Origin of the sequence: Vibrio sp. V10_P2A27P122 (assembly GCF_963874335.1) — a bacterium.
GTDB lineage: Bacteria > Pseudomonadota > Gammaproteobacteria > Enterobacterales > Vibrionaceae > Vibrio > Vibrio anguillarum.
Genome location: NZ_CAWNHY010000055.1, coordinates 1 through 17,991, shown reverse-complemented (window position 1 = coordinate 17,991; position 17,991 = coordinate 1). Strand labels below are relative to the sequence as shown.

At 46.2% G+C, this 17,991-nt stretch carries 17 protein-coding genes; 10 read left to right on the top strand and 7 right to left on the bottom strand.

The genetic code is table 11. The features are described 5' to 3' along the window. Positions 1 to 94 precede the first annotated feature (94 nt). Together mlc and AACQ17_RS03305 are read left to right on the top strand one after the other, a co-directional pair. On the top strand, positions 95 to 1,312 hold the full coding sequence (gene mlc / locus AACQ17_RS03310; protein WP_013856420.1) for a sugar metabolism global transcriptional regulator Mlc: 1,218 nt from the start codon (positions 95 to 97) through the stop codon (positions 1,310 to 1,312). Positions 1,313 to 1,402: 90 nt separating this feature from the next. Next, positions 1,403 to 2,347, top strand: coding sequence for a chemotaxis protein CheV (locus AACQ17_RS03305; RefSeq protein WP_017048555.1), 945 nt, complete (start codon positions 1,403 to 1,405; stop codon positions 2,345 to 2,347). Between the two features lie 131 nt (positions 2,348 to 2,478). Here AACQ17_RS03305 and AACQ17_RS03300 read toward each other — a convergent pair whose 3' ends face one another. Next, positions 2,479 to 3,222, bottom strand: coding sequence for a YciK family oxidoreductase (locus tag AACQ17_RS03300; protein WP_017048556.1), 744 nt, complete (start codon positions 3,220 to 3,222; stop codon positions 2,479 to 2,481). Positions 3,223 to 3,312: 90 nt separating this feature from the next. On the opposite strand from AACQ17_RS03300, the gene sohB reads away from it, so the two are divergent. Continuing rightward, positions 3,313 to 4,374, top strand: a complete 1,062-nt coding sequence (gene sohB, locus AACQ17_RS03295) for a protease SohB (RefSeq protein ID WP_026028277.1) — start codon at positions 3,313 to 3,315, stop codon at positions 4,372 to 4,374. 64 nt (positions 4,375 to 4,438) lie between these two features. On the opposite strand, the gene rrtA is transcribed toward sohB, so the two are convergent. Then, a complete protein-coding gene (rrtA, locus tag AACQ17_RS03290) occupies positions 4,439 to 5,032 on the bottom strand; it encodes a rhombosortase (protein WP_094131624.1) in 594 nt (197 codons plus the stop codon). Between the two features lie 3 nt (positions 5,033 to 5,035). Here rrtA and AACQ17_RS03285 point away from each other — a divergent pair, with 3 nt between their 5' ends. Further along, positions 5,036 to 5,644 (top strand): tRNA-uridine aminocarboxypropyltransferase, encoded by a 609-nt coding sequence (locus tag AACQ17_RS03285; RefSeq protein WP_088732716.1) that lies wholly within the window; start codon positions 5,036 to 5,038, stop codon positions 5,642 to 5,644. Between the two features lie 49 nt (positions 5,645 to 5,693). Here AACQ17_RS03285 and AACQ17_RS03280 read toward each other — a convergent pair whose 3' ends face one another. From AACQ17_RS03280 to AACQ17_RS03270, 3 genes are all read right to left on the bottom strand, one after another. Continuing rightward, positions 5,694 to 7,019, bottom strand: coding sequence for an anti-phage deoxyguanosine triphosphatase (locus tag AACQ17_RS03280; protein ID WP_094147136.1), 1,326 nt, complete (start codon positions 7,017 to 7,019; stop codon positions 5,694 to 5,696). Positions 7,020 to 7,077: 58 nt separating this feature from the next. Next, on the bottom strand, positions 7,078 to 7,662 hold the full coding sequence (gene yfbR / locus AACQ17_RS03275) for a 5'-deoxynucleotidase (RefSeq protein WP_094147137.1): 585 nt from the start codon (positions 7,660 to 7,662) through the stop codon (positions 7,078 to 7,080). Between the two features lie 121 nt (positions 7,663 to 7,783). Continuing rightward, positions 7,784 to 8,998, bottom strand: coding sequence for a pyridoxal phosphate-dependent aminotransferase (locus AACQ17_RS03270; protein WP_013856428.1), 1,215 nt, complete (start codon positions 8,996 to 8,998; stop codon positions 7,784 to 7,786). Between the two features lie 217 nt (positions 8,999 to 9,215). On the opposite strand from AACQ17_RS03270, the gene AACQ17_RS03265 reads away from it, so the two are divergent. The 6 genes from AACQ17_RS03265 (at position 9,216) to menE (ending at position 16,517) form a co-directional block, all read left to right on the top strand. After that, the gene (locus tag AACQ17_RS03265; RefSeq protein ID WP_013856429.1) at positions 9,216 to 10,523 is read left to right on the top strand and encodes an isochorismate synthase; all 1,308 of its coding nucleotides are present in this window, start codon (positions 9,216 to 9,218) and stop codon (positions 10,521 to 10,523) included. Further along, positions 10,520 to 12,235: a 2-succinyl-5-enolpyruvyl-6-hydroxy-3-cyclohexene-1-carboxylic-acid synthase gene (gene menD / locus AACQ17_RS03260; protein ID WP_094147139.1), complete on the top strand. Its 1,716-nt coding sequence runs from the start codon at positions 10,520 to 10,522 to the stop codon at positions 12,233 to 12,235. Before AACQ17_RS03265 ends, menD begins: the two co-directional genes overlap by 4 nt. Next, positions 12,225 to 13,013, top strand: a complete 789-nt coding sequence (gene menH, locus AACQ17_RS03255) for a 2-succinyl-6-hydroxy-2,4-cyclohexadiene-1-carboxylate synthase (protein ID WP_017045276.1) — start codon at positions 12,225 to 12,227, stop codon at positions 13,011 to 13,013. Before menD ends, menH begins: the two co-directional genes overlap by 11 nt. 45 nt (positions 13,014 to 13,058) lie before the next feature. Beyond that, positions 13,059 to 13,925, top strand: coding sequence for a 1,4-dihydroxy-2-naphthoyl-CoA synthase (gene menB, locus AACQ17_RS03250; protein ID WP_026027256.1), 867 nt, complete (start codon positions 13,059 to 13,061; stop codon positions 13,923 to 13,925). A 94-nt stretch (positions 13,926 to 14,019) separates the two neighbouring features. After that, complete coding sequence (gene menC / locus AACQ17_RS03245; protein WP_017048564.1) at positions 14,020 to 15,018, top strand: o-succinylbenzoate synthase; 999 nt, start codon at positions 14,020 to 14,022, stop codon at positions 15,016 to 15,018. Then, positions 15,009 to 16,517, top strand: coding sequence for an o-succinylbenzoate--CoA ligase (menE, locus tag AACQ17_RS03240; protein WP_094147140.1), 1,509 nt, complete (start codon positions 15,009 to 15,011; stop codon positions 16,515 to 16,517). Before menC ends, menE begins: the two co-directional genes overlap by 10 nt. On the opposite strand, the gene AACQ17_RS03235 is transcribed toward menE, so the two are convergent. Next, a complete protein-coding gene (locus AACQ17_RS03235; RefSeq protein WP_094147141.1) occupies positions 16,464 to 17,174 on the bottom strand; it encodes an SDR family NAD(P)-dependent oxidoreductase in 711 nt (236 codons plus the stop codon). The genes menE and AACQ17_RS03235 overlap by 54 nt on opposite strands. Positions 17,175 to 17,179: 5 nt before the next feature. Further along, positions 17,180 to 17,578 carry a thiol-disulfide oxidoreductase DCC family protein gene (locus AACQ17_RS03230; protein WP_013856435.1) on the bottom strand — a complete coding sequence of 133 codons (399 nt, stop codon included), beginning with the start codon at positions 17,576 to 17,578 and terminating at the stop codon, positions 17,180 to 17,182. Between the last annotated feature and the right edge of the window lie 413 nt (positions 17,579 to 17,991).

Below are 17,991 nucleotides of genomic sequence, written 5' to 3'. Positions count from 1 at the left end.
ATCCGTGATGCTTGTCACGGCAATATACTAAAGCGCTTCACAATTACTTCGCAAAGTAAAAAAATTGGCATGTTATTGATTTCTGGAGCTCCCAATGTATATGGCGCAACCAGGCCATATTGATCATATCAAACAGGTCAATGCTGGTCGTGTATATAAACTCATTGACCAAAAAGGTCCCATTTCTCGCATCGATTTATCGAAGGAGAGTGAGCTTGCTCCGGCAAGTATTACCAAAATTACTCGTGAGTTAATTGAAGCTCATTTAATCCATGAAACGACAGTACAAGAAGCGATCAGCCGTGGCCGCCCAGCCGTTGGTTTACAAACCAATAATGAGGGATGGCAATTTTTATCCATGCGTTTAGGGCGTGGTTACCTAATTATTGCCCTGCATGAGTTGGGTGGTGAAGTGTTGATCGACACCAAAATTGAGATCCATGAGCTAGACCAAGATGACGTGCTCGCTAGGTTGCTTTACGAAATTGAAGAATTTTTTCAAACCTACTCGTCGCAATTGGATCGAGTGACGAGTATCGCAATTACCTTGCCCGGTTTAGTGAATTCAGAGCAAGGGATTGTACTGCAGATGCCTCATTACAATGTGGAAAATCTGGCTCTTGGTCCTGAAATTTATAAGGCGACGGGCCTACCTGTATTTGTTGCGAATGATACCCGAGCTTGGGCACTGGCTGAAAAGTTGTTTGGCCATTCGCAAGGCAATGAAAATTCAGTTCTTATCTCTATTCACCACGGTTTAGGGGCCGGCATTATCCTTGATGGCAGGGTGCTGCAAGGTCGGCACGGGAATATCGGTGAGTTAGGCCATATCCAAATTGATCCGCACGGTAAACGTTGCCATTGTGGCAATATTGGCTGTTTGGAGACAGTCGCCAGTTCGCAAGCAATTCGTGAAGAAGTGGCGCTGCGTATTGCAAACGGTGAGGTTTCATCATTGACTGAGCACAGTGAAATCACTATTGAAGATATCTGTGAGGCCGCAGCAGAGGGTGACCCATTAGCGGTGGATGTGATAGAGAAACTAGGGCGTTATTTAGGGGCCGCAATCGCAATTGTGATCAACCTATTTAACCCAGAAAAAATTCTTATCGGTGGTGTTATTAACCAAGCTAAGAACGTGTTATACCCTGCATTGCAAAAATGCATCGAAGAGCAGAGCTTACCTGTCTATCATCAAGATCTCGAATTAGTGGAATCACGTTTTTATAAACAGGCAACCATGCCCGGTGCGGCTTTGATTAAACAAGCTCTCTATGATGGACTTTTGCTGATGAAAGTTGTCGAAGGTTAATTTTTTCGCGGTTAGATCATTTATATTTTTTACAATTAACCCATATGGCTATACTGTTATGTGAGTTCACTATAATTTTCGGGATTTCGTATGTCAGGTGTTTTAAATACGGTTGACCAGCGCACCAATCTTGTCGGAGAGAATCGACTTGAGTTGCTTTTATTCAGCTTAAATAGCCGGCAAATTTTTGCGATCAATGTATTTAAGGTGAGGGAAGTGATCAAAGTTCCTCAGTTAACGAAATTGCCCGGTTCTCATCATAATATTACGGGGGTAGCCTCATTGAGGGGAGTGCCAGTTCCTGTCATTGATTTGCGCAGTGCGATCGGTTTTCCTCCATCTCGCTTGGATAGCCAGGAACAGAACCTCATCATCACTGAGTACAATCGAACCATTCAAGGTTTTTTGGTTGGGCAAGTTCGCAATATTATCAATACCGCATGGACTGAAATTCAGCCACCACCGCGTTTAGCTGGCCGTTCTAATTACCTTACCGCTATCACCCATGTTAAAGAGGTCAACAGTAGCCATATTGTTGAAATCATTGATGTTGAAAAAGTGTTAGCTGAGATTATTGATTATGACGTTTCTATCTCAGAAGGCGTTCTTGATCATGATTTGGTTGCGGAGATGGTCGGGCGAAAAATTCTGATTGTGGATGATTCTTCAACGGCTCGTAACCAAATAAAAGGGACGCTCTCACAGCTTGGTTTGGAAATTGTCGAATGCAGAGATGGCTTAGAAGCATTGAATCTTCTGAAGTCGTGGAGCGATGAAGGAAGAGATGTAACGAGTGAGCTTTTACTGATGATCACCGATGCTGAAATGCCAGAAATGGACGGCTATAAACTGACTTCCGAGATCCGTAATGATCCGAGAATGAAATCACTATTTATTACGTTAAACACGTCACTCAGTGGCAGCTTTAATGAAGCCATGGTACAAAAAGTGGGTTGTGATCGTTTTATCTCTAAATTCCAACCCGATTTATTAGTACAAGTGGCACAAGACCGATTACGTGATGTGCTTTCGTAAGATTTTTAGCCATCATTACAATAAAGTCGTCTCTAATGTAATGTGCTGACATGAAATAGTAACGTTCACCTCAAACGACAATGCCTTGCTGATGAGGCAAGGCATTGAAAGATTAAGAAAAAGCTAAGCCATTACTTTTTCGGTTGTGCATCGATACATTGACCATTCACGGCTTGGCTTTCCGGCGCCATTAAATAGAGATAAAGCGGCATGATATCTTTAGGCGTTTTCAACAACTCCACATCTTCAGCGGGATAAGCTTTGGCGCGCATGCCTGTGCGCGTGCCACCGGGATTAATTGCATTCACTCGAATTGATGTGTTGCTTAGCTCATCAGCTAGCACTTGCATCATCCCTTCTGTGGCGAATTTTGACATAGCATAAGTGCCCCAAAAAGCACGACCATCATGGCCTACGGTTGAAGACGTAAATACAATCCGCGCATCTGGAGATTTGTGCAGCAATGGCAGCGCCGCTTGGCTGAGTAAGAATTGCGCTTTGACGTTGACCTGCATGACATCGTCATAAGAATCTTCACCGATCTGATCAAACGGGCTGATCACACCCAAAAGTCCCGCGTTATGTAGCACACCATCTAAGCGACCAAACTGCTCTGCAATGGTATCGATCATATCGAGGTAATGTTGCTTGGTGGCTCCTTTCATGTCCAGCGGAACAATCGCAGGTGTTGCGTAGCCAGCGTTTTCTATCTCATCATAAGTTTGTTCTAACTTTTTCACCGTGCGGCCGAGCAAAATGACGGTTGCGCCGTGGGCTGCATAGCTGATGGCGGCTTGTTTACCGATACCGTCGCCAGCACCTGTAACTAAAATGACTCTATCTTTGAGGGCATCTGCAGAAACTGAATAATCCACCTTGTGCTTCCTTATTGTTATGATTTGCTTTAAGTCTTCGTGACAAGGTGGTTACAATACACCAAATCAAAACCTATGAGGATTAGGACGTTGGAATTTTTATTGGACTACGGCCTATTTTTGGCCAAGATTGCGACAATCGTCGTCGCTCTTGTTGTGCTATTGGTCATTGTGAAATCGGTGGGCGGAAAAAACAGCGCGCAGAAAGGCGAGCTGGAAGTAGTGAATTTAACCGAGCGTCATAAAGAAATGGTCGAGCAGATGGAACACCATCTGCACGATGATGCTTTCTTGAAGGCTCGCGATAAAGCAGAAAAGAAAAGCGAAAAAGAGAAAAACAAAGCACGTGACAAAGCGATCAAAAAAGCGGCCAAAGAGGGCGCGCTAGATACCAAACGTGAACCGCATCTCTTTGTCTTGGATTTCAACGGCAGTATTGATGCCAAAGAAGTGAGTTCGCTACGCGAGGAAGTGACCGCCATTCTCGCCGTTGCTCGTCAAGGTGATGAAGTGTTGCTGCGTTTAGAGACTGGCGGTGGCATGGTGCATGGTTATGGTTTGGCTTCTTCGCAGCTCGATCGCATTAAAGCGGCTGGGTTACCCCTAACCATCGCAGTTGATAAAGTGGCCGCCAGCGGTGGTTATATGATGGCGTGTATTGCTGATAAAATTGTGGCCGCTCCTTTTGCGATTGTTGGATCCATTGGCGTTATTGCACAGTTGCCTAATTTCAATAAACTGCTTAAAAAACATGACATTGAATTTGAACAATTAACCGCAGGTGAATACAAACGCACGCTGACTATGTTTGGTGAAAACAGTGATAAAGCGCGCGATAAGTTCAAGCAAGAACTCGAAGAGACTCACGAACTGTTTAAAGATTTTATCCGCGAGCATCGCCCAGCGCTTGACCTTGAGAAAGTGGCCACTGGCGAACACTGGTTTGGGACTCAAGCTCAAGAGCTCGGTTTAGTCGATGAGATCAAAACTTCTGACGACTTAGTGGTTGCTGCGTGTAAAGATAAAACGGTACTGGCAATCCATTATGTGCAGAAGAAAAAACTGACTGATAAATTGGCTGGTGTTGCGGGCGAAGCGGCTGATAGCGTGCTTCTGAAATTGATCAGTCGCGGTCAACGGCCAATCGTTTAGGTTAGGTGCGTCTTTCTCGAAGCAGGCAGATTATTTTTCGGAGAGTATTAAGCGGAGAAGTACGTTACTTCTCCGTTTTTTTTGATCTCAGCCATTCACCGATGGCGAGTATCAACCCGGCCAACATGCCTGCTAAATGCGCTTCGATAGCCACGCGTGCATTAATAAGCTCACTGGTGTTACTTGAAGCGCCGAAAATTTGCTCCCAGACAACTTTGACAATAACACCAACCACCAACAGCCAACTGCTGCGACGCCCTTGCAGTGCTTCTTGCAGCGCCAAATAGGCAAACATTCCATGGAGCGCGCCTGAAAGGCCGACATAGACTTGAATACGGCTCAAAAAAAGGCTGACGCCTACCATCAGGCTGGTTGCCAGAAGGCTGATTAACCATTTTTTACTGCTCGGCTGAAACACAAAATGGATAATCCACAGCCCTGCGAGGTTCATACCAAGGTGTGTAAAGTTGGTGTGTGTGAAATTTCCTGTTAGGATCCGCCACCATTGGCCCGCTTCAATGGCAGGCCGATTCCACGCACTAAGGGCGGCCAGCGGCGGCCATTGCAATCCCAAGCAGACCAAGCTGATAGCAAGTAGTGCAAAATAACGATTTTTTTGATGGTTTATGTTTAGTAAGCAAAGGCGAAAGTAATTCACGTTATGTCTCGATACTGTTCTCAATGTGGTAAAGCGCGAAAAGCCTGCATCTGTTCTTTGATCGTACCGCTTTCCTCGTCGGTCGAGCTTATCATTCTTCAACATCCGACAGAAGAACATCGCCCAATGGGCACAGCCCGAATTCTCGATTTATCTTTAGCGAATTGCAGGCGCTTTGTTGCCGAAGATTTTAGCCGGCACACTCAGCTGAATGAGTGCTTAGCTGAGCCGGATGTGCTCAACTATGTACTTTACCCGCATGAGACTGCGCAGCCCGTGTCGGCTATGAATATCAATGCTGATACCAGAAAAGTACGAGTTATTTTACTCGATGGTACTTGGAAGAAAGCGTATAAAATGTGGCAACTCTCGAGCAATTTACATTCGCTACCGTGTTTGCACTTGCCGACCGATCTCAAAGGCAATTATCGCATTCGCAAGGCACCGAGTGAAAACAGCTTATCAACCGTTGAAGCTGGTTTTCATATCTTGTCATTGCTTGAGCCACGGCAAAATTTTCAACCGCTCCTTGATGCTTTTGATGCGATGGTTGCCTTTCAAATTAGCCAAATGCCAGCTGGGGTTTTTAAGCAAAACTATATCAGCGAGTAACCGCTATATCAGTGAGTAATGATGGCAGAAGTTACCACTCAACCAGCCATTAATAGTGATTATGAGCTGAGAACAGTTGTTGATGGAGCCTTTGCGCATAGCCATCGGTCATAGCCGAAATATAGTCACAGATAACGCGCATACCATCGTTTTCACTGGCTTGGGCTTGCCATTTACCGCGCGTTGTTTCTGGCAGTAAGCGTTCAGGATCGGCGCTTAGCGCTTCAAATAGATCCATGATGATTTGTTGGCCTTTGTATTCAAAACGCTGCACTTGCGGAATTTGAATCACATATTGGCTCACAAATGATTTCAGTACTTCCAGTGCGGCGGCCATATTGGGTTCTAAATAGGCGTTGAAGGCGAGTAGTTCATTCTCAAAATGCGCATCAACGGCTTGAATATGAATGCTAGTCAGTAGCGCATTAACAATCCCGCCAATCGCATCTTTACGACGGTAATGTTTGCCTGCAAACAGCATTTCACTGATGGAAGCGATGTGTTCTTCAAACCACGCATCGCCGCATTCGGCCAGTTTCGAGGCCGCGGCCTCTTGCCACTGTTGGCGAGTCACCATGCCAAGCACGATGGCATCTTCTAAATCGTGCACGCCGTAGGCAATGTCATCGGCCAGCTCCATGATTGAGCAATCGAGTGATTTAAAGCGAGTCTTGTGATGTTGATAAGGCGTTGCGGGCTGACCACGCATTTGACTGAGTAGGGCTTTATCTTGCGCAGAGAGCGGCTCCGTTACCCAAGAAAAAATCGCGTGATCGCAATCGTATATTCCCTTAGCAGGCGACCACTCTTTAGCTTTCAACTGACGCTGGTGAGCGACTGCATTGGGTTGCTGTACGGCGCGAGTTTGGCTCAGCAGCGCAGGGTATTTTAATAATCCCAGCACAGTGCGGCGTGACAGGTTCATACCATGGTGTTCGGTGTAAGGCTCTAAGCTAGTCACAATACGGAAGGTTTGCGCGTTGCCTTCAAAGCCGCCGTGATCGCGCATCATATAATTGAGCGCCACTTCGCCGCCATGACCATAAGGAGGGTGACCGATATCATGCGCTAGGCATAAGGAATCGATCAAACTATCCGAAGGCAGCAAATCACGAAACTCTGGTTGTTTGAGTTTAATTTGCGCCACTATACCAGTGCCGAGTTGCGCGGCTTCTAAGGAGTGAGTGAGGCGAGTGCGATGGAAATCATTCAAGCTAGTGCCATGTACTTGAGTTTTGGCTTGCAAGCGACGAAATGCTGCCGAGTGAAGAATACGTGCCCGATCGCGTTGGAAAGGGCTGCGGTGATCATCGCGGCGGATTTTATGCTCATCATCTTGGCGTTCAAGCCATTTGGGGTCAATGGATATATCCATGCCATCTCCTGCAGTACATTTATGTTTTTCAAACACTTAACAAGTAACTTAGCGTGAGTTAGCTGATTTCGTCCAGCGTTAATTCGAAACTAGGGGCAAAGGTATTGAGAAAATACTCCATCTCAGGTGTATAGCGATCTCGCAAGGTGACGTCTAAACGTTTTTTGGCCAGCGCATATTCATGGTTGCCCGCACTGAGTTCTTCTAAGCATTTGAGATAGGCGCAGAGTGAATCTGCCTGTTTGACTATCGCCACATCTTCAGGGTGCGCGGCGTCTGAAACGAGATATGGAGCAAAATCCTCACGCAGCTCTTCAGGCAACATCGAGAGCAGTTTTTGTTCGGCGGCGGCTTCTATCTTTTTGTATTCTTTCGCAATATCGGGGTTGTAGTATTTAACTGGTGTTGGAAGATCGCCCGTCAACACTTCACTGGTATCGTGGTACATACCTAAAATCGCAATCCGTTCAGGGTTGACCTTGCCGCCAAATTTTTTGTTTTTGATTACGGCTAAAGCGTGAGCGACAAATGCCACTTGTAGGCTGTGTTCGGAGATATTTTCACTGGAGATGGATCGCATTAAAGGCCAGCGTTGAATTAACTTCATTCGGGCTAAGTGAGCAAAAAAGTGACTCTCTTTCATTGCAATAAACATCCTTGCTGTGTCGGGGGCCAAGAGAAAAATTGGCGATTAAAAGAAAACGGGCGCACTTTTAGTATCGAAAAGTGCGCCCGTTTAGCATATGGAAGTTTACGTCAGAATGCTACTGACTGTAGGTCGATAAGAAACGTTCGAAGCGGCCAATGGCAATTTCCAAATCTTCAATATGCGGTAAGGTGACAATGCGGAAGTGGTCGGGTTTTGGCCAGTTAAAGCCCGTTCCTTGAACCAATAGCACTTTCTCTTGTTTTAAGAAGTCGAGCACCATTTTTTGGTCATCTTTAATGCTGTACATTTTCGTGTCGATTTTCGGGAACAGGTACATGGCTCCTTTAGGTTTGACACATGAGACGCCGGGGATCTGGTTGATCAATTCCCACGCGCGATCGCGCTGTTCGAGCAGTCGGCCGCCGGGCAAAATCAACTCATTGATACTTTGATAGCCACCTAATGCGGTTTGAATCGCATGCTGCATGGGCACATTGGCACACAAACGCATTGAGGCAAGCATTTCCAAACCAGCCACATAACCTTTGGCGATGTGTTTTGGCCCGGTAAGGAACATCCAACCACCACGGAACCCGCACACACGGTACGCTTTTGACAGGCCGTTAAAAGTGACCATTAAAACGTCATCAGCCAGTGTTGAAATGGGCGTATGGGTTGCACCATCGTATAAGATTTTGTCGTAGATTTCGTCGGCGAAAATGATCAATTTATGCTTGCGGGCAATCTCAACAATTTCCAGCAGGAAATCACGGCTATAGACAGCACCTGTTGGGTTGTTGGGGTTGATCAACACAATACCGCGTGTTTTGGGCGTGATTTTACTGTTGATGTCGTTGAGATCAGGATACCAATCGGCTTCTTCATCACACAAGTAATGCACAGCAGTGCCGCCCGAGAGGGCGACCGAAGCGGTCCATAATGGATAATCAGGAGCAGGGACAAGCATTTCATCGCCATTATTAAGCAGCGCTTGCATCGCCATCACGATAAGCTCTGAAGCACCATTACCGATGTAAACATCTTCTACATCTAGGCTACGCAGCCCTTTTTTCTGGTAGTGCTGCACCACGGCTTTGCGCGCGGAATAGATCCCCTTTGAGTCGCAATAGCCTTGTGAAGTAGGCAGATTACGGATCACATCAACTAGGATTTCATCTGGGGCGTCAAAGCCAAATGGGGCGGGGTTACCAATGTTTAACTTCAGTATTTTATGCCCCTCTTCCTCCATGCGTTTAGCATGTTTGAGTACAGGACCCCTAATGTCATAGCAGACATTGTCGAGTTTTGACGACATCCCGATATTTTGCATTGTATAATTCCTGAAAAATAAATAATTTCTTTATTAAACTACACTAAATTGATGTTTGATAGAATAAAAATCTGCCACTGTACGCTTTTAGGATACAGATGAAGATGCCCGTTATCACAGGAATCTGCAAAAGATAACTCGTAACCTTGATTTCGTTTCCCTCTCTAAATAGAGTAGCCGTCAGTAGAGCCCGTGTCTCAATGTTTTCGAGGTCGATTTGTCGCATTTTCATCAAGCTATTGCTCGGTTAATCGAGCAAATAAACGACGCGAAGGATGATGACGTTCGTTTTGTACAAATACTGCAAGAAGCTCCCCCTTTCGCGCCAATTGATTGGCTTGAAGCGCAACCCATTTTCCCTAAATTTTATTGGCAGTCACGTGATACGCGCGAAGAAGTAGTGGCATTAGGTCAGCTGTATACTTTTTCTGAGGCTGAACCTGCCTACGCTATTCTTGGTCAGGAGCAGCGAGTTTGGGGTGGACGTTCTTTTGATGGGCATACGGACAAAAATCGCCGTTGTTTATCCTCATTTTTCTTTTTACCGCAAATTGAGCTGATTTGCTGTGATGGTCAATGGTCATTGGCGGCGAATATTACCGCTGAACGCCAACGAACCTTGGTCGCACTGCATAAACTGCAACTTGAAGTTAGTCCGTTACGTGGTATGACGTCACATATAAAACAGGTCACCCATCAACCTAATGAGGTGAAGTGGCAGCAGTTGGTCAATCAAGTGCTTGAGGGAATTGATCATCAAGCGTTTAAGAAAGTGGTACTCGCGCGGCAAACGACACTCAGTTTAGATAAGCCGTTAAGCGCGGCGCAGTTGCTTAAGGCAAGTGCGGCGCACAATCATCACAGTTTTCATTTTTTATTAGCATTTGATCAAAAACACAGCTTTATGGGGTCGACACCTGAGCGTTTGTACGCTCGTCAAGGGCAGACTTTGTATACCGAAGCGCTGGCGGGAACTATAGGTCGGGGAGAAAATGCGAGCCAAGACATGGAGTTATCTCATTGGCTTACTCAAGACAGTAAAAATCTTAATGAAAATCAATATGTAGTGGATGACATTATTGAACGGTTAACGCCTCATTCTGAAAGGGTTGATGTGGAACAGGACGTCCGTTTAGTGCGTTTGCGCAAAGTGCAACATTTAAAACGGGGTATCCATGCGCAGCTGAAAAAGGGTGTGAATGGTGTGCAACTGCTGAACGCTTTACAACCAACCGCGGCTGTAGCTGGCCTGCCGCGCAAAGCGGCGATGGATTTTATTCAGGCTAATGAGCCTTTTGCACGTGGTTGGTATGCTGGCTCAGTCGGTTATTTTAGCCATCAACAAGCGGAGTTTTGTGTGGCGATTCGCAGCGCTTTGCTGGTGGACAATCAGGTCCAACTGTTTGCCGGAGCGGGCATTGTTCCAGGTTCAGTTGCTGAGCATGAATGGCAAGAGTTAGACAAAAAAATGGCAACCTTACTGAGTTTGATCAGCGACCATTTTCCTCTAGGAGTGGCGTCATGAAGCATGACCAAGCAGTGCTGAACCGAATTTGGAGCCAAACGCTACTTGAGGAGCTTACTCGACTTGGGGTGCAAGAGATCTGTATTGCACCAGGTTCACGCTCGACACCTTTGACCTTAGAGGCGGCCGCCAATCACAAGCTCTCAATCCATACTCACTTTGATGAGCGTGGGCTGGGCTTTCTTGCTTTAGGTCTTGCTAAGGCGAGCCAAAAGCCAGTTGCGGTGATTGTCACTTCTGGCACGGCGGCGGCTAATTTACTGCCAGCGATTGCTGAGTCACACCTCACGGGTGAAAAACTCGTTGTACTCACGGCTGACCGGCCCGTTGAGCTCGTGGGATGCGGTGCGAATCAAGCAATCAATCAAGTAGGTATTTACTCATCACATGTCACGCAGGCGGTGAATCTACCCAGTCCATCGACGACTATTCCATTGACTTGGTTGTTAACCACAGTGGATGAGGCTATGGCCAACCAAGATTATATGGGTGGTGCAATACATATTAACTGTCCTTTTCCCGAACCACTTTATGCCGAACATGATGTAGATCTTTACGCGGACTATTTAGCTGTGATTGAAGCGTGGCGTCAGCGTGAGCAAGCATTCAGCTCTCGCCAGTACCAAACCGAAACCAAAACGTTAGATGATGGTGCATGGCTGAGTAAAAAAGGGCTGGTGATTCTTGGTTCGTTGACGTTAGCTGAAGCGAAGAAGGCCAAGCACTTTGCCAACAAACTTGGCTGGCCAGTCTTATGTGATCCACAATCAGGCGTGAGCAGCGAATGGGCGCATTTTGATTTATGGTTGCAAAATGCGCGAGCACGTGAGCTGCTTAGTGAAAGTGAGGTGGTGATCCAATTCGGTTCACGGCTGGTCTCAAAACGGCTTACTCAATGGCTAGCTAGCCATGCCCACACGGGTAACGTGCAGTATATTTACGTTTCACCCCAAATGGCACGTAATAATCAAAGCCATCTGATGCAACAGCAGTTTGTCACTGATATTGCGTGCTGGGTCGATCGGCATATTGGTAAATTAACGGCTTTAGGTGCGGCGCAAGCGGGTTGGTCGGATCGGATAAAAAGTGTGGCGCAAGAGATTGCCCAACTGGCTAAATTACATTTGAACGGTGACTCTTCCATTACAGAGATTGGTTTAGCGCTCGATATGGCCGAGCGTAGCGAAGGGGCCGACCTATTTATCGGCAACAGTTTGTTCGTCCGTTTAGCTGATATGTTTGCTCAAATTGAGGGACGTTCGGTTTACTCCAATCGAGGCGCTTCGGGCATTGATGGCTTAGTGGCAACCGCCGCAGGAGTACAGCGAGCCAATCATAATCCAATGTTGGTATTTATTGGTGACACGTCATTGCTGTATGATCTGAATTCTCTAGCTCTGCTTAGCCAAGTCAGCACGCCTCTGGTGCTGGTGGTGGTGAATAATGATGGTGGCGCTATTTTTGATCTATTACCCGTTCCCAAAACGCACAAAACCGCCTTGTACCAAATGCCCCATGGCTACCAATTTGAACACGCCGCACGGCAGTTTCGTTTAGGTTATGCTTGTCCGCAAACCTTATCTGCTTATCAAAGCTTGGTCCGTGAACATTTACAACAGGGTACTGGCACCTTATTGGTTGAAGTGACCACGCCGTCTGGGCAAGCCGGTGAGCAAATCACACAATTTACCCAGCAAGTCTATGCTTTGTAGTCGTTTTTATTGCAGCACCACCACAGGTTCGACGTCGGTCGAGCCTGTGGTGGTTTTTCTACATGGTTTACTAGGCAGTGGGCGAGATTGGTCGAAAACGGCGGTTTTCCTTTCGCCATACTCGCAATTATGGATTGATCTTCCCGGCCATGGCGGTAGTCAGTCTCTCTTATGTGATGATTTTGATGAGTGCTGCGCTCACATTTCTGCAACCGTGCTTAAGCAGCTTGGCGAAAAAACACCTATCGTATTGGTGGGCTATTCACTTGGTGGAAGGCTGGCAATGTATGGCGTGGCGATGCAGCGTTTTTCGGCGTTGAACATTCAAGGTTTGATCGTTGAGGGTGGCAACTTCGGCTTGCAGAGTTCTTTTGAACGTGAGCAACGATTGAAAAATGATCACCATTGGGCACATCGTTTCCAAACTGAGCAGATTGAGCGAGTTTTGGTCGATTGGTATCATCAACCCGTTTTTTCTTCATTAAATCATGAGCAAAGACAAACTTTAGTCACTCAACGCAGTGCTAATCTTGGGGTGGCAGTGGCTCACATGCTACTTTCGACTTCATTGGCAAAGCAGCCTTATCTGCTCGCACAACTTGAGCAAGTCGCATTGCCAATGGTCTATATTTGTGGGGAGAAGGACAGCAAGTTTGTTCATCTGGCACAGCAAAGCGGTTTCGAATATCGCCAAGTGCGGGCTGCAGGGCATAATGTCCATCATGAGCAGCCCGAAGTATTTGCTCATCTTATTCAAGAATTTATCAGCCAATGCTAACGCGTTGGTTCAAAAACAATAATTAATAGAACAATGGAAAGCACCATGGCTAAAACAGTCGGTATTACTGAACAAGAATTGTATGCACCAGTCATCTGGAGTGACTGCAGCGCCGAATATGAAGATATTCACTATCACAAATCGCAAGATGGCATTGCCAAAATTACGATTGCCCGCCCTCAGGTGCGTAATGCCTTTCGCCCACAAACGGTTAAAGAGATGATCAGTGCGCTGGCCGATGCGCGTTATGATGAGCAAGTTGGCGTGATCATTCTAACTGGTCTTGGTGAAGCGGCATTTTGCTCTGGTGGCGATCAAAAAATTCGTGGCGACTACGGCGGCTATCGTGATGAGTCCGGTACGCATCATCTCAATGTGCTCGATTTCCAACGCCAAATTCGTACCTGTCCGAAACCTGTAATTGCGGCGGTTGCTGGTTGGGCTGTCGGTGGTGGCCATGTGCTGCATATGATGTGCGATTTAACTATAGCGGCAGAAAATGCCCAGTTTGGTCAAACAGGGCCCAAAGTGGGTTCATTCGATGGTGGATGGGGTGCGTCTTACATGGCCCGTATCGTTGGGCAGAAAAAAGCGCGTGAAATTTGGTTCCTTTGCCGTTTTTATGATGCTCAAGAAGCGTTGGACATGGGGCTGGTCAACACGGTTGTGCCAGTAGCTGATTTAGAAAAAGAGACGGTTCGCTGGTGTCGTGAAGTATTGCAGCATAGCCCTATGGCGCTGCGCTGTTTGAAAGCAGCGCTCAACGCAGATTGTGACGGCCAAGCAGGTTTGCAAGAACTGGCGGGTAACGCAACCATGATGTTCTATATGACAGAAGAGGGGCAAGAAGGGCGCAATGCCTTCAATGAAAAACGCCGCCCTGATTTCAATAAATTCCCTCGTAATCCTTAAGCGTAAAATCGGCTCAAATCATCCAATTTTCCGTGATGATTTGGGCTAGTGGTCTCAATGAACAAAGTCGAATATCGAACAAAAGGTTGAAATTATGCGCAGCGCAACACTGTATCGCTACTGTTTACCGATGGATAGCGGCGTTATTCTCCGCAATCAGAAGCTGGTAGAACGTGAAGGTCTGATTATTGAATTACAAGATGATCACGGTTCAGCGTTGGGTGAAGTTGCCCCATTACCCGGTTTCAGTTTAGAGTCACTTGAGCAAGCACAGCAGCAGTTAATAGCGCAGCTTCAGCTTTGGGTTAGTGGTGAGCTTATTACCTATGATGATCTTTTTCCTTCTGTTGCCTTTGGTTTGTCGATGGCGGAGTTAGAGCTGGATGGTGGGTTGCCTCAAGCCGGACACTATCACGCAGCACCTTTGTGCTCGGGAGACCCTGATGAACTGATCCCGCTTCTGAACGCGCTACCGGGCGATCATAGAGTTGCGAAGATTAAAGTTGGGCTGTACGAAGCGATTCGCGATGGGATGATCGTAAATCTGTTTTTAGAATCCATGCCTGATTTGCAATTGCGTCTTGATGCTAACCAAGCTTGGACACCCGCTAAAGCTGAAAAATTTGCCCAATATGTCTCTCCTTCGCTGCGTCAACGCATTGCGTTTTTGGAAGAGCCGTGTCCATCTCCCAGTGACAGCTTGGCTTTTGCTATCAATACGGGCATTGCGATTGCGTGGGATGAAACCTTACAGCAAGCCGTTCGCCGTGCAGATTTTCAGCTAGAAGATCTGACGGGAGCGAAAGCCATTGTGATTAAACCGACCTTGATTGGGTCGGTACAGCGCTGTATCGCTTTGATTGAAAAAGCTAAAACATTAGGCATTCAAGCCGTTATTAGCTCTAGCATCGAATCAAGCTTAGGGCTTTGCCAATTAGCTCGTTTTGCGCAGTGGCAACTGCCTAATGAAATTCCGGGGCTAGATACGATTAGTTTGTTTAAAGCACAACTCGAAAGCGCATGGCCCAACAGCGCATTGCCGATACAAACGCTCGCGCAGCAAACGGTGGTTTGGCAATCTCAATGCGAGTAGGCGTTTCCTTTTGCCAAAAGCCGTGGCAACAACATGCTTTGTATACGCCGCACGCGATCGCATTGCGTACGGCGAATCAAACCTACACTTGGCAGCAGTTAGCGAACCGTATTGACGCTTATGCTTTTGCAATGCAGCAACAAGGTTTGCAGAACCAAGATGTGCTGACGTTAGTGGGTAAGAACAGCCTTGAGTTAGTGTTAATCTACCTTGCGTCGTTAAAACTTGGCGTGATCTGCGCCATCACCATGCCACAACCTGTGATGCTGCTGAAACAGAAACTCAGTACCTTATACGGAGAGAATCAACCACATTGGTTATGGTTAGGTGAAGGAGCTAAGCTTGAGGAGAGTGAGCTAACTTCATTGCTCGCTGACGCTAACATCCGGCTTTTTACTCATGAACATATTACTAACGAACATGTTTCGCCGCCCACGAGCGCTATGGTAAACAAGGCTGAGACACAGTTTGCCTCAATCATCTTTACTTCTGGCTCTACTGGGGTTCCTAAAGCCGTTATTCATACTTTTCAGCAGCATTGGTCGTCAGCCAGTGGCTTACTTGAGGTATTTTCATTTAGTTGCCATGATACGTGGCTGCTGAGTTTACCGATGTATCATGTGTCTGGGTTAGCCATTATTTATCGCTGGCTAGCAGCTGGTGCTTGCTTAAAAGTCGGCAGCGGTGATCTCACCCAAGATATAATTCATGTTACGCATGCTTCATTGGTTGCTACTCAACTGAAGCGTTTATTAGACAGTAAAACACCGCTCGCATTAACGCACGTGCTGCTTGGCGGAGGCCATATCCCAAACCATCTCGCCCAGCAGGCGGCAAAGCATGGCATTGAAACTTGGGTGGGTTATGGTATGACGGAAGCAGCTTCCACTGTCACAGCAAAACGTGTTAACGCAAGCCAGAGTGTTGGCCACGTGCTACCTAAACGGCAAGTGAAGCTACAAGGTCAGCGTATTTTCATTGGCGGTGAAACCATATCCAGTGGCTATTACCAACAAGGCTTAATCACGCCTCTTATCGATGAACAAGGATGGTTCGACAGCCAAGATCTTGGCCATTGGCAGAATGATGAGCTGTGCATTATTGGCCGCGTTGATAACCAATTTATCTCTGGAGGCGAAAACATTCATTGTGAAGAGATTGAAGCGGTATTATCTCACCACCCCGACATTGCTTTAGCGATGGTGATCCCTGTTCATGATGATGAGTTTGGCGCGCGCAGCGTTGCTTTGTTGCAATGCCAAACTATGCCTAAAAAAGAGGCGTTAGAGCAGTGGCTCAATGGCAGGCTTGAAAGATTTAAATATCCCATCGATTATTTTTTAATACCAAATCACTTGAGCGAAACGGGTATTAAAATATCGCGCAAGACCTTAAAAACATGGCTCACCGAACATCAGCTGCGTTATCGACCACTCAATGAGCGATCACCATTTGATGGTCTGGTGCTGCCAATCCACAAAACAGACGGGCTTATCTAACATTTCCTTTTGCTGTAGTTGATAAAGTTGCTTAGCCACAAACTCCGGTTCAAAGAGCTTATCGCTAGCCACATTACGCTGAAATGGTTTAGAAAGCGGGGTGTCGGTGGTTCCCGGATGAAACAGAATAGTTTGTGTGTTGGGATGAGTGCGAGCTAGCTCTATCGCAAAACTTTTCGTCGCCATATTTAGCGCCGCTTTACTCATCCGATAGCTGTACCAGCCGCCACTGTGGTTATCCTCTAAGCTACCTATCCGCGCGCTAAAAACCGTAATTTTTGCAAAAGATTGACGATCAATAAGTGATGGTAAATATTGAAACCAACGCACTTGGCTCAAAACGTTACATTGTAAAAGCCATTGAAAGTAAGACTCGTCAAACCTTGAGATACGCTTTTCCGGTGTATAGGTGCCGTTGTGTAGTTGCCCATTAAAAAACACAATTTGATCAAACTTATGCCCGATGTCGGCCAATGTTTTGGCAATCAAGGCCGTTGATTCGATACTGTAGTCGGTTGGGAAATGTTCGCTTGAGGATTGGGCGAGATATTTTTGTCTTGAGACGGTAACGATTTCTGGCGCTAAAGTCTGCGCTTTGAGCTCCCTTATAAAAGCTTGGGCGATGATGCTTGAGGCGCCAATAATGAGGTATTTCATTGTTATCACTCTCTGTTTTTACAAACGCCATTACGGCATTGAGCATGACTAAACCAGCGAGATATCGACATGCGATGTTTTGCAAAAAGGAGATAAATTTGGTCGCTAATCCATTTTAGGATGGGTAAGCGCGTGATGAATAACCAGCGATGTTTGTTGACTAAACGCCAAGCTAGAACGGTCACATCCAGCCCATAAAGCAGATTGCCTTGTTGATCTAAGCCATGCAGTATCGATAACGCCTTGCTTTTGTCGATAGAAGGAAAGCTACGCATAGCATCGCCGTCATTTATGTCGATAAGCTGAACCCGACCATGGTGATCGAAGGTTTTTAATGAACGCATTTCATTGCAGCATAAAGGACACTGCGCATCGAAAAAAATCACTAAAGATGGGGTACTCATATGTATGTCGTCAGCCTAACAGCCCGTTAATAACATATTTGTACGTTCACTCTTCAGTATAAGATCAAAGTGGTCTTTATCCTGAAGCATTTACTTGAGTTACAAATGATCTAAGTGTCATTAAATTGCCACTATGAGCACTGATGATACGCATTTTTCATCAATGCAATCATGTAGATGTCGATATTTACCTCAACGTGTGTGTTTTTGTGGAGCAAAAATTGGCAGGAAATTTCAGAATAAATCTCGTGATATTCAACCCTCTGTGGTTAATGGTGTTGATTGACTTGTCAATTAATTAATAGGTGTATCATGTCGACAGCTTTCTCTCCTTTGAAAAATATTATGATGATTGCGAGAATCAATCTATCGCAGAGCGAATTAAAAAAATTAGAAACAATGCAGGTTAAAAC

What these genes read in the sequence shown, in the direction of transcription:
- yfbR (WP_094147137.1), bottom strand. Translation starts at nt 7,662, where the DNA reads ATGAAAGAGAGTCACTTTTTTGCTCACTTAGCCCGAATGAAGTTAATT.
- menE (WP_094147140.1), top strand. Translation starts at nt 15,009, where the DNA reads ATGCGAGTAGGCGTTTCCTTTTGCCAAAAGCCGTGGCAACAACATGCT.
- AACQ17_RS03280 (WP_094147136.1), bottom strand. Translation starts at nt 7,019, where the DNA reads ATGGATATATCCATTGACCCCAAATGGCTTGAACGCCAAGATGATGAG.
- AACQ17_RS03270 (WP_013856428.1), bottom strand. Translation starts at nt 8,998, where the DNA reads ATGCAAAATATCGGGATGTCGTCAAAACTCGACAATGTCTGCTATGAC.
- menD (WP_094147139.1), top strand. Translation starts at nt 10,520, where the DNA reads ATGAAGCATGACCAAGCAGTGCTGAACCGAATTTGGAGCCAAACGCTA.
- AACQ17_RS03235 (WP_094147141.1), bottom strand. Translation starts at nt 17,174, where the DNA reads ATGAAATACCTCATTATTGGCGCCTCAAGCATCATCGCCCAAGCTTTT.
- AACQ17_RS03230 (WP_013856435.1), bottom strand. Translation starts at nt 17,578, where the DNA reads ATGAGTACCCCATCTTTAGTGATTTTTTTCGATGCGCAGTGTCCTTTA.
- menB (WP_026027256.1), top strand. Translation starts at nt 13,059, where the DNA reads ATGGCTAAAACAGTCGGTATTACTGAACAAGAATTGTATGCACCAGTC.
- mlc (WP_013856420.1), top strand. Translation starts at nt 95, where the DNA reads ATGTATATGGCGCAACCAGGCCATATTGATCATATCAAACAGGTCAAT.
- AACQ17_RS03285 (WP_088732716.1), top strand. Translation starts at nt 5,036, where the DNA reads ATGTCTCGATACTGTTCTCAATGTGGTAAAGCGCGAAAAGCCTGCATC.
- menC (WP_017048564.1), top strand. Translation starts at nt 14,020, where the DNA reads ATGCGCAGCGCAACACTGTATCGCTACTGTTTACCGATGGATAGCGGC.
- AACQ17_RS03305 (WP_017048555.1), top strand. Translation starts at nt 1,403, where the DNA reads ATGTCAGGTGTTTTAAATACGGTTGACCAGCGCACCAATCTTGTCGGA.
- menH (WP_017045276.1), top strand. Translation starts at nt 12,225, where the DNA reads ATGCTTTGTAGTCGTTTTTATTGCAGCACCACCACAGGTTCGACGTCG.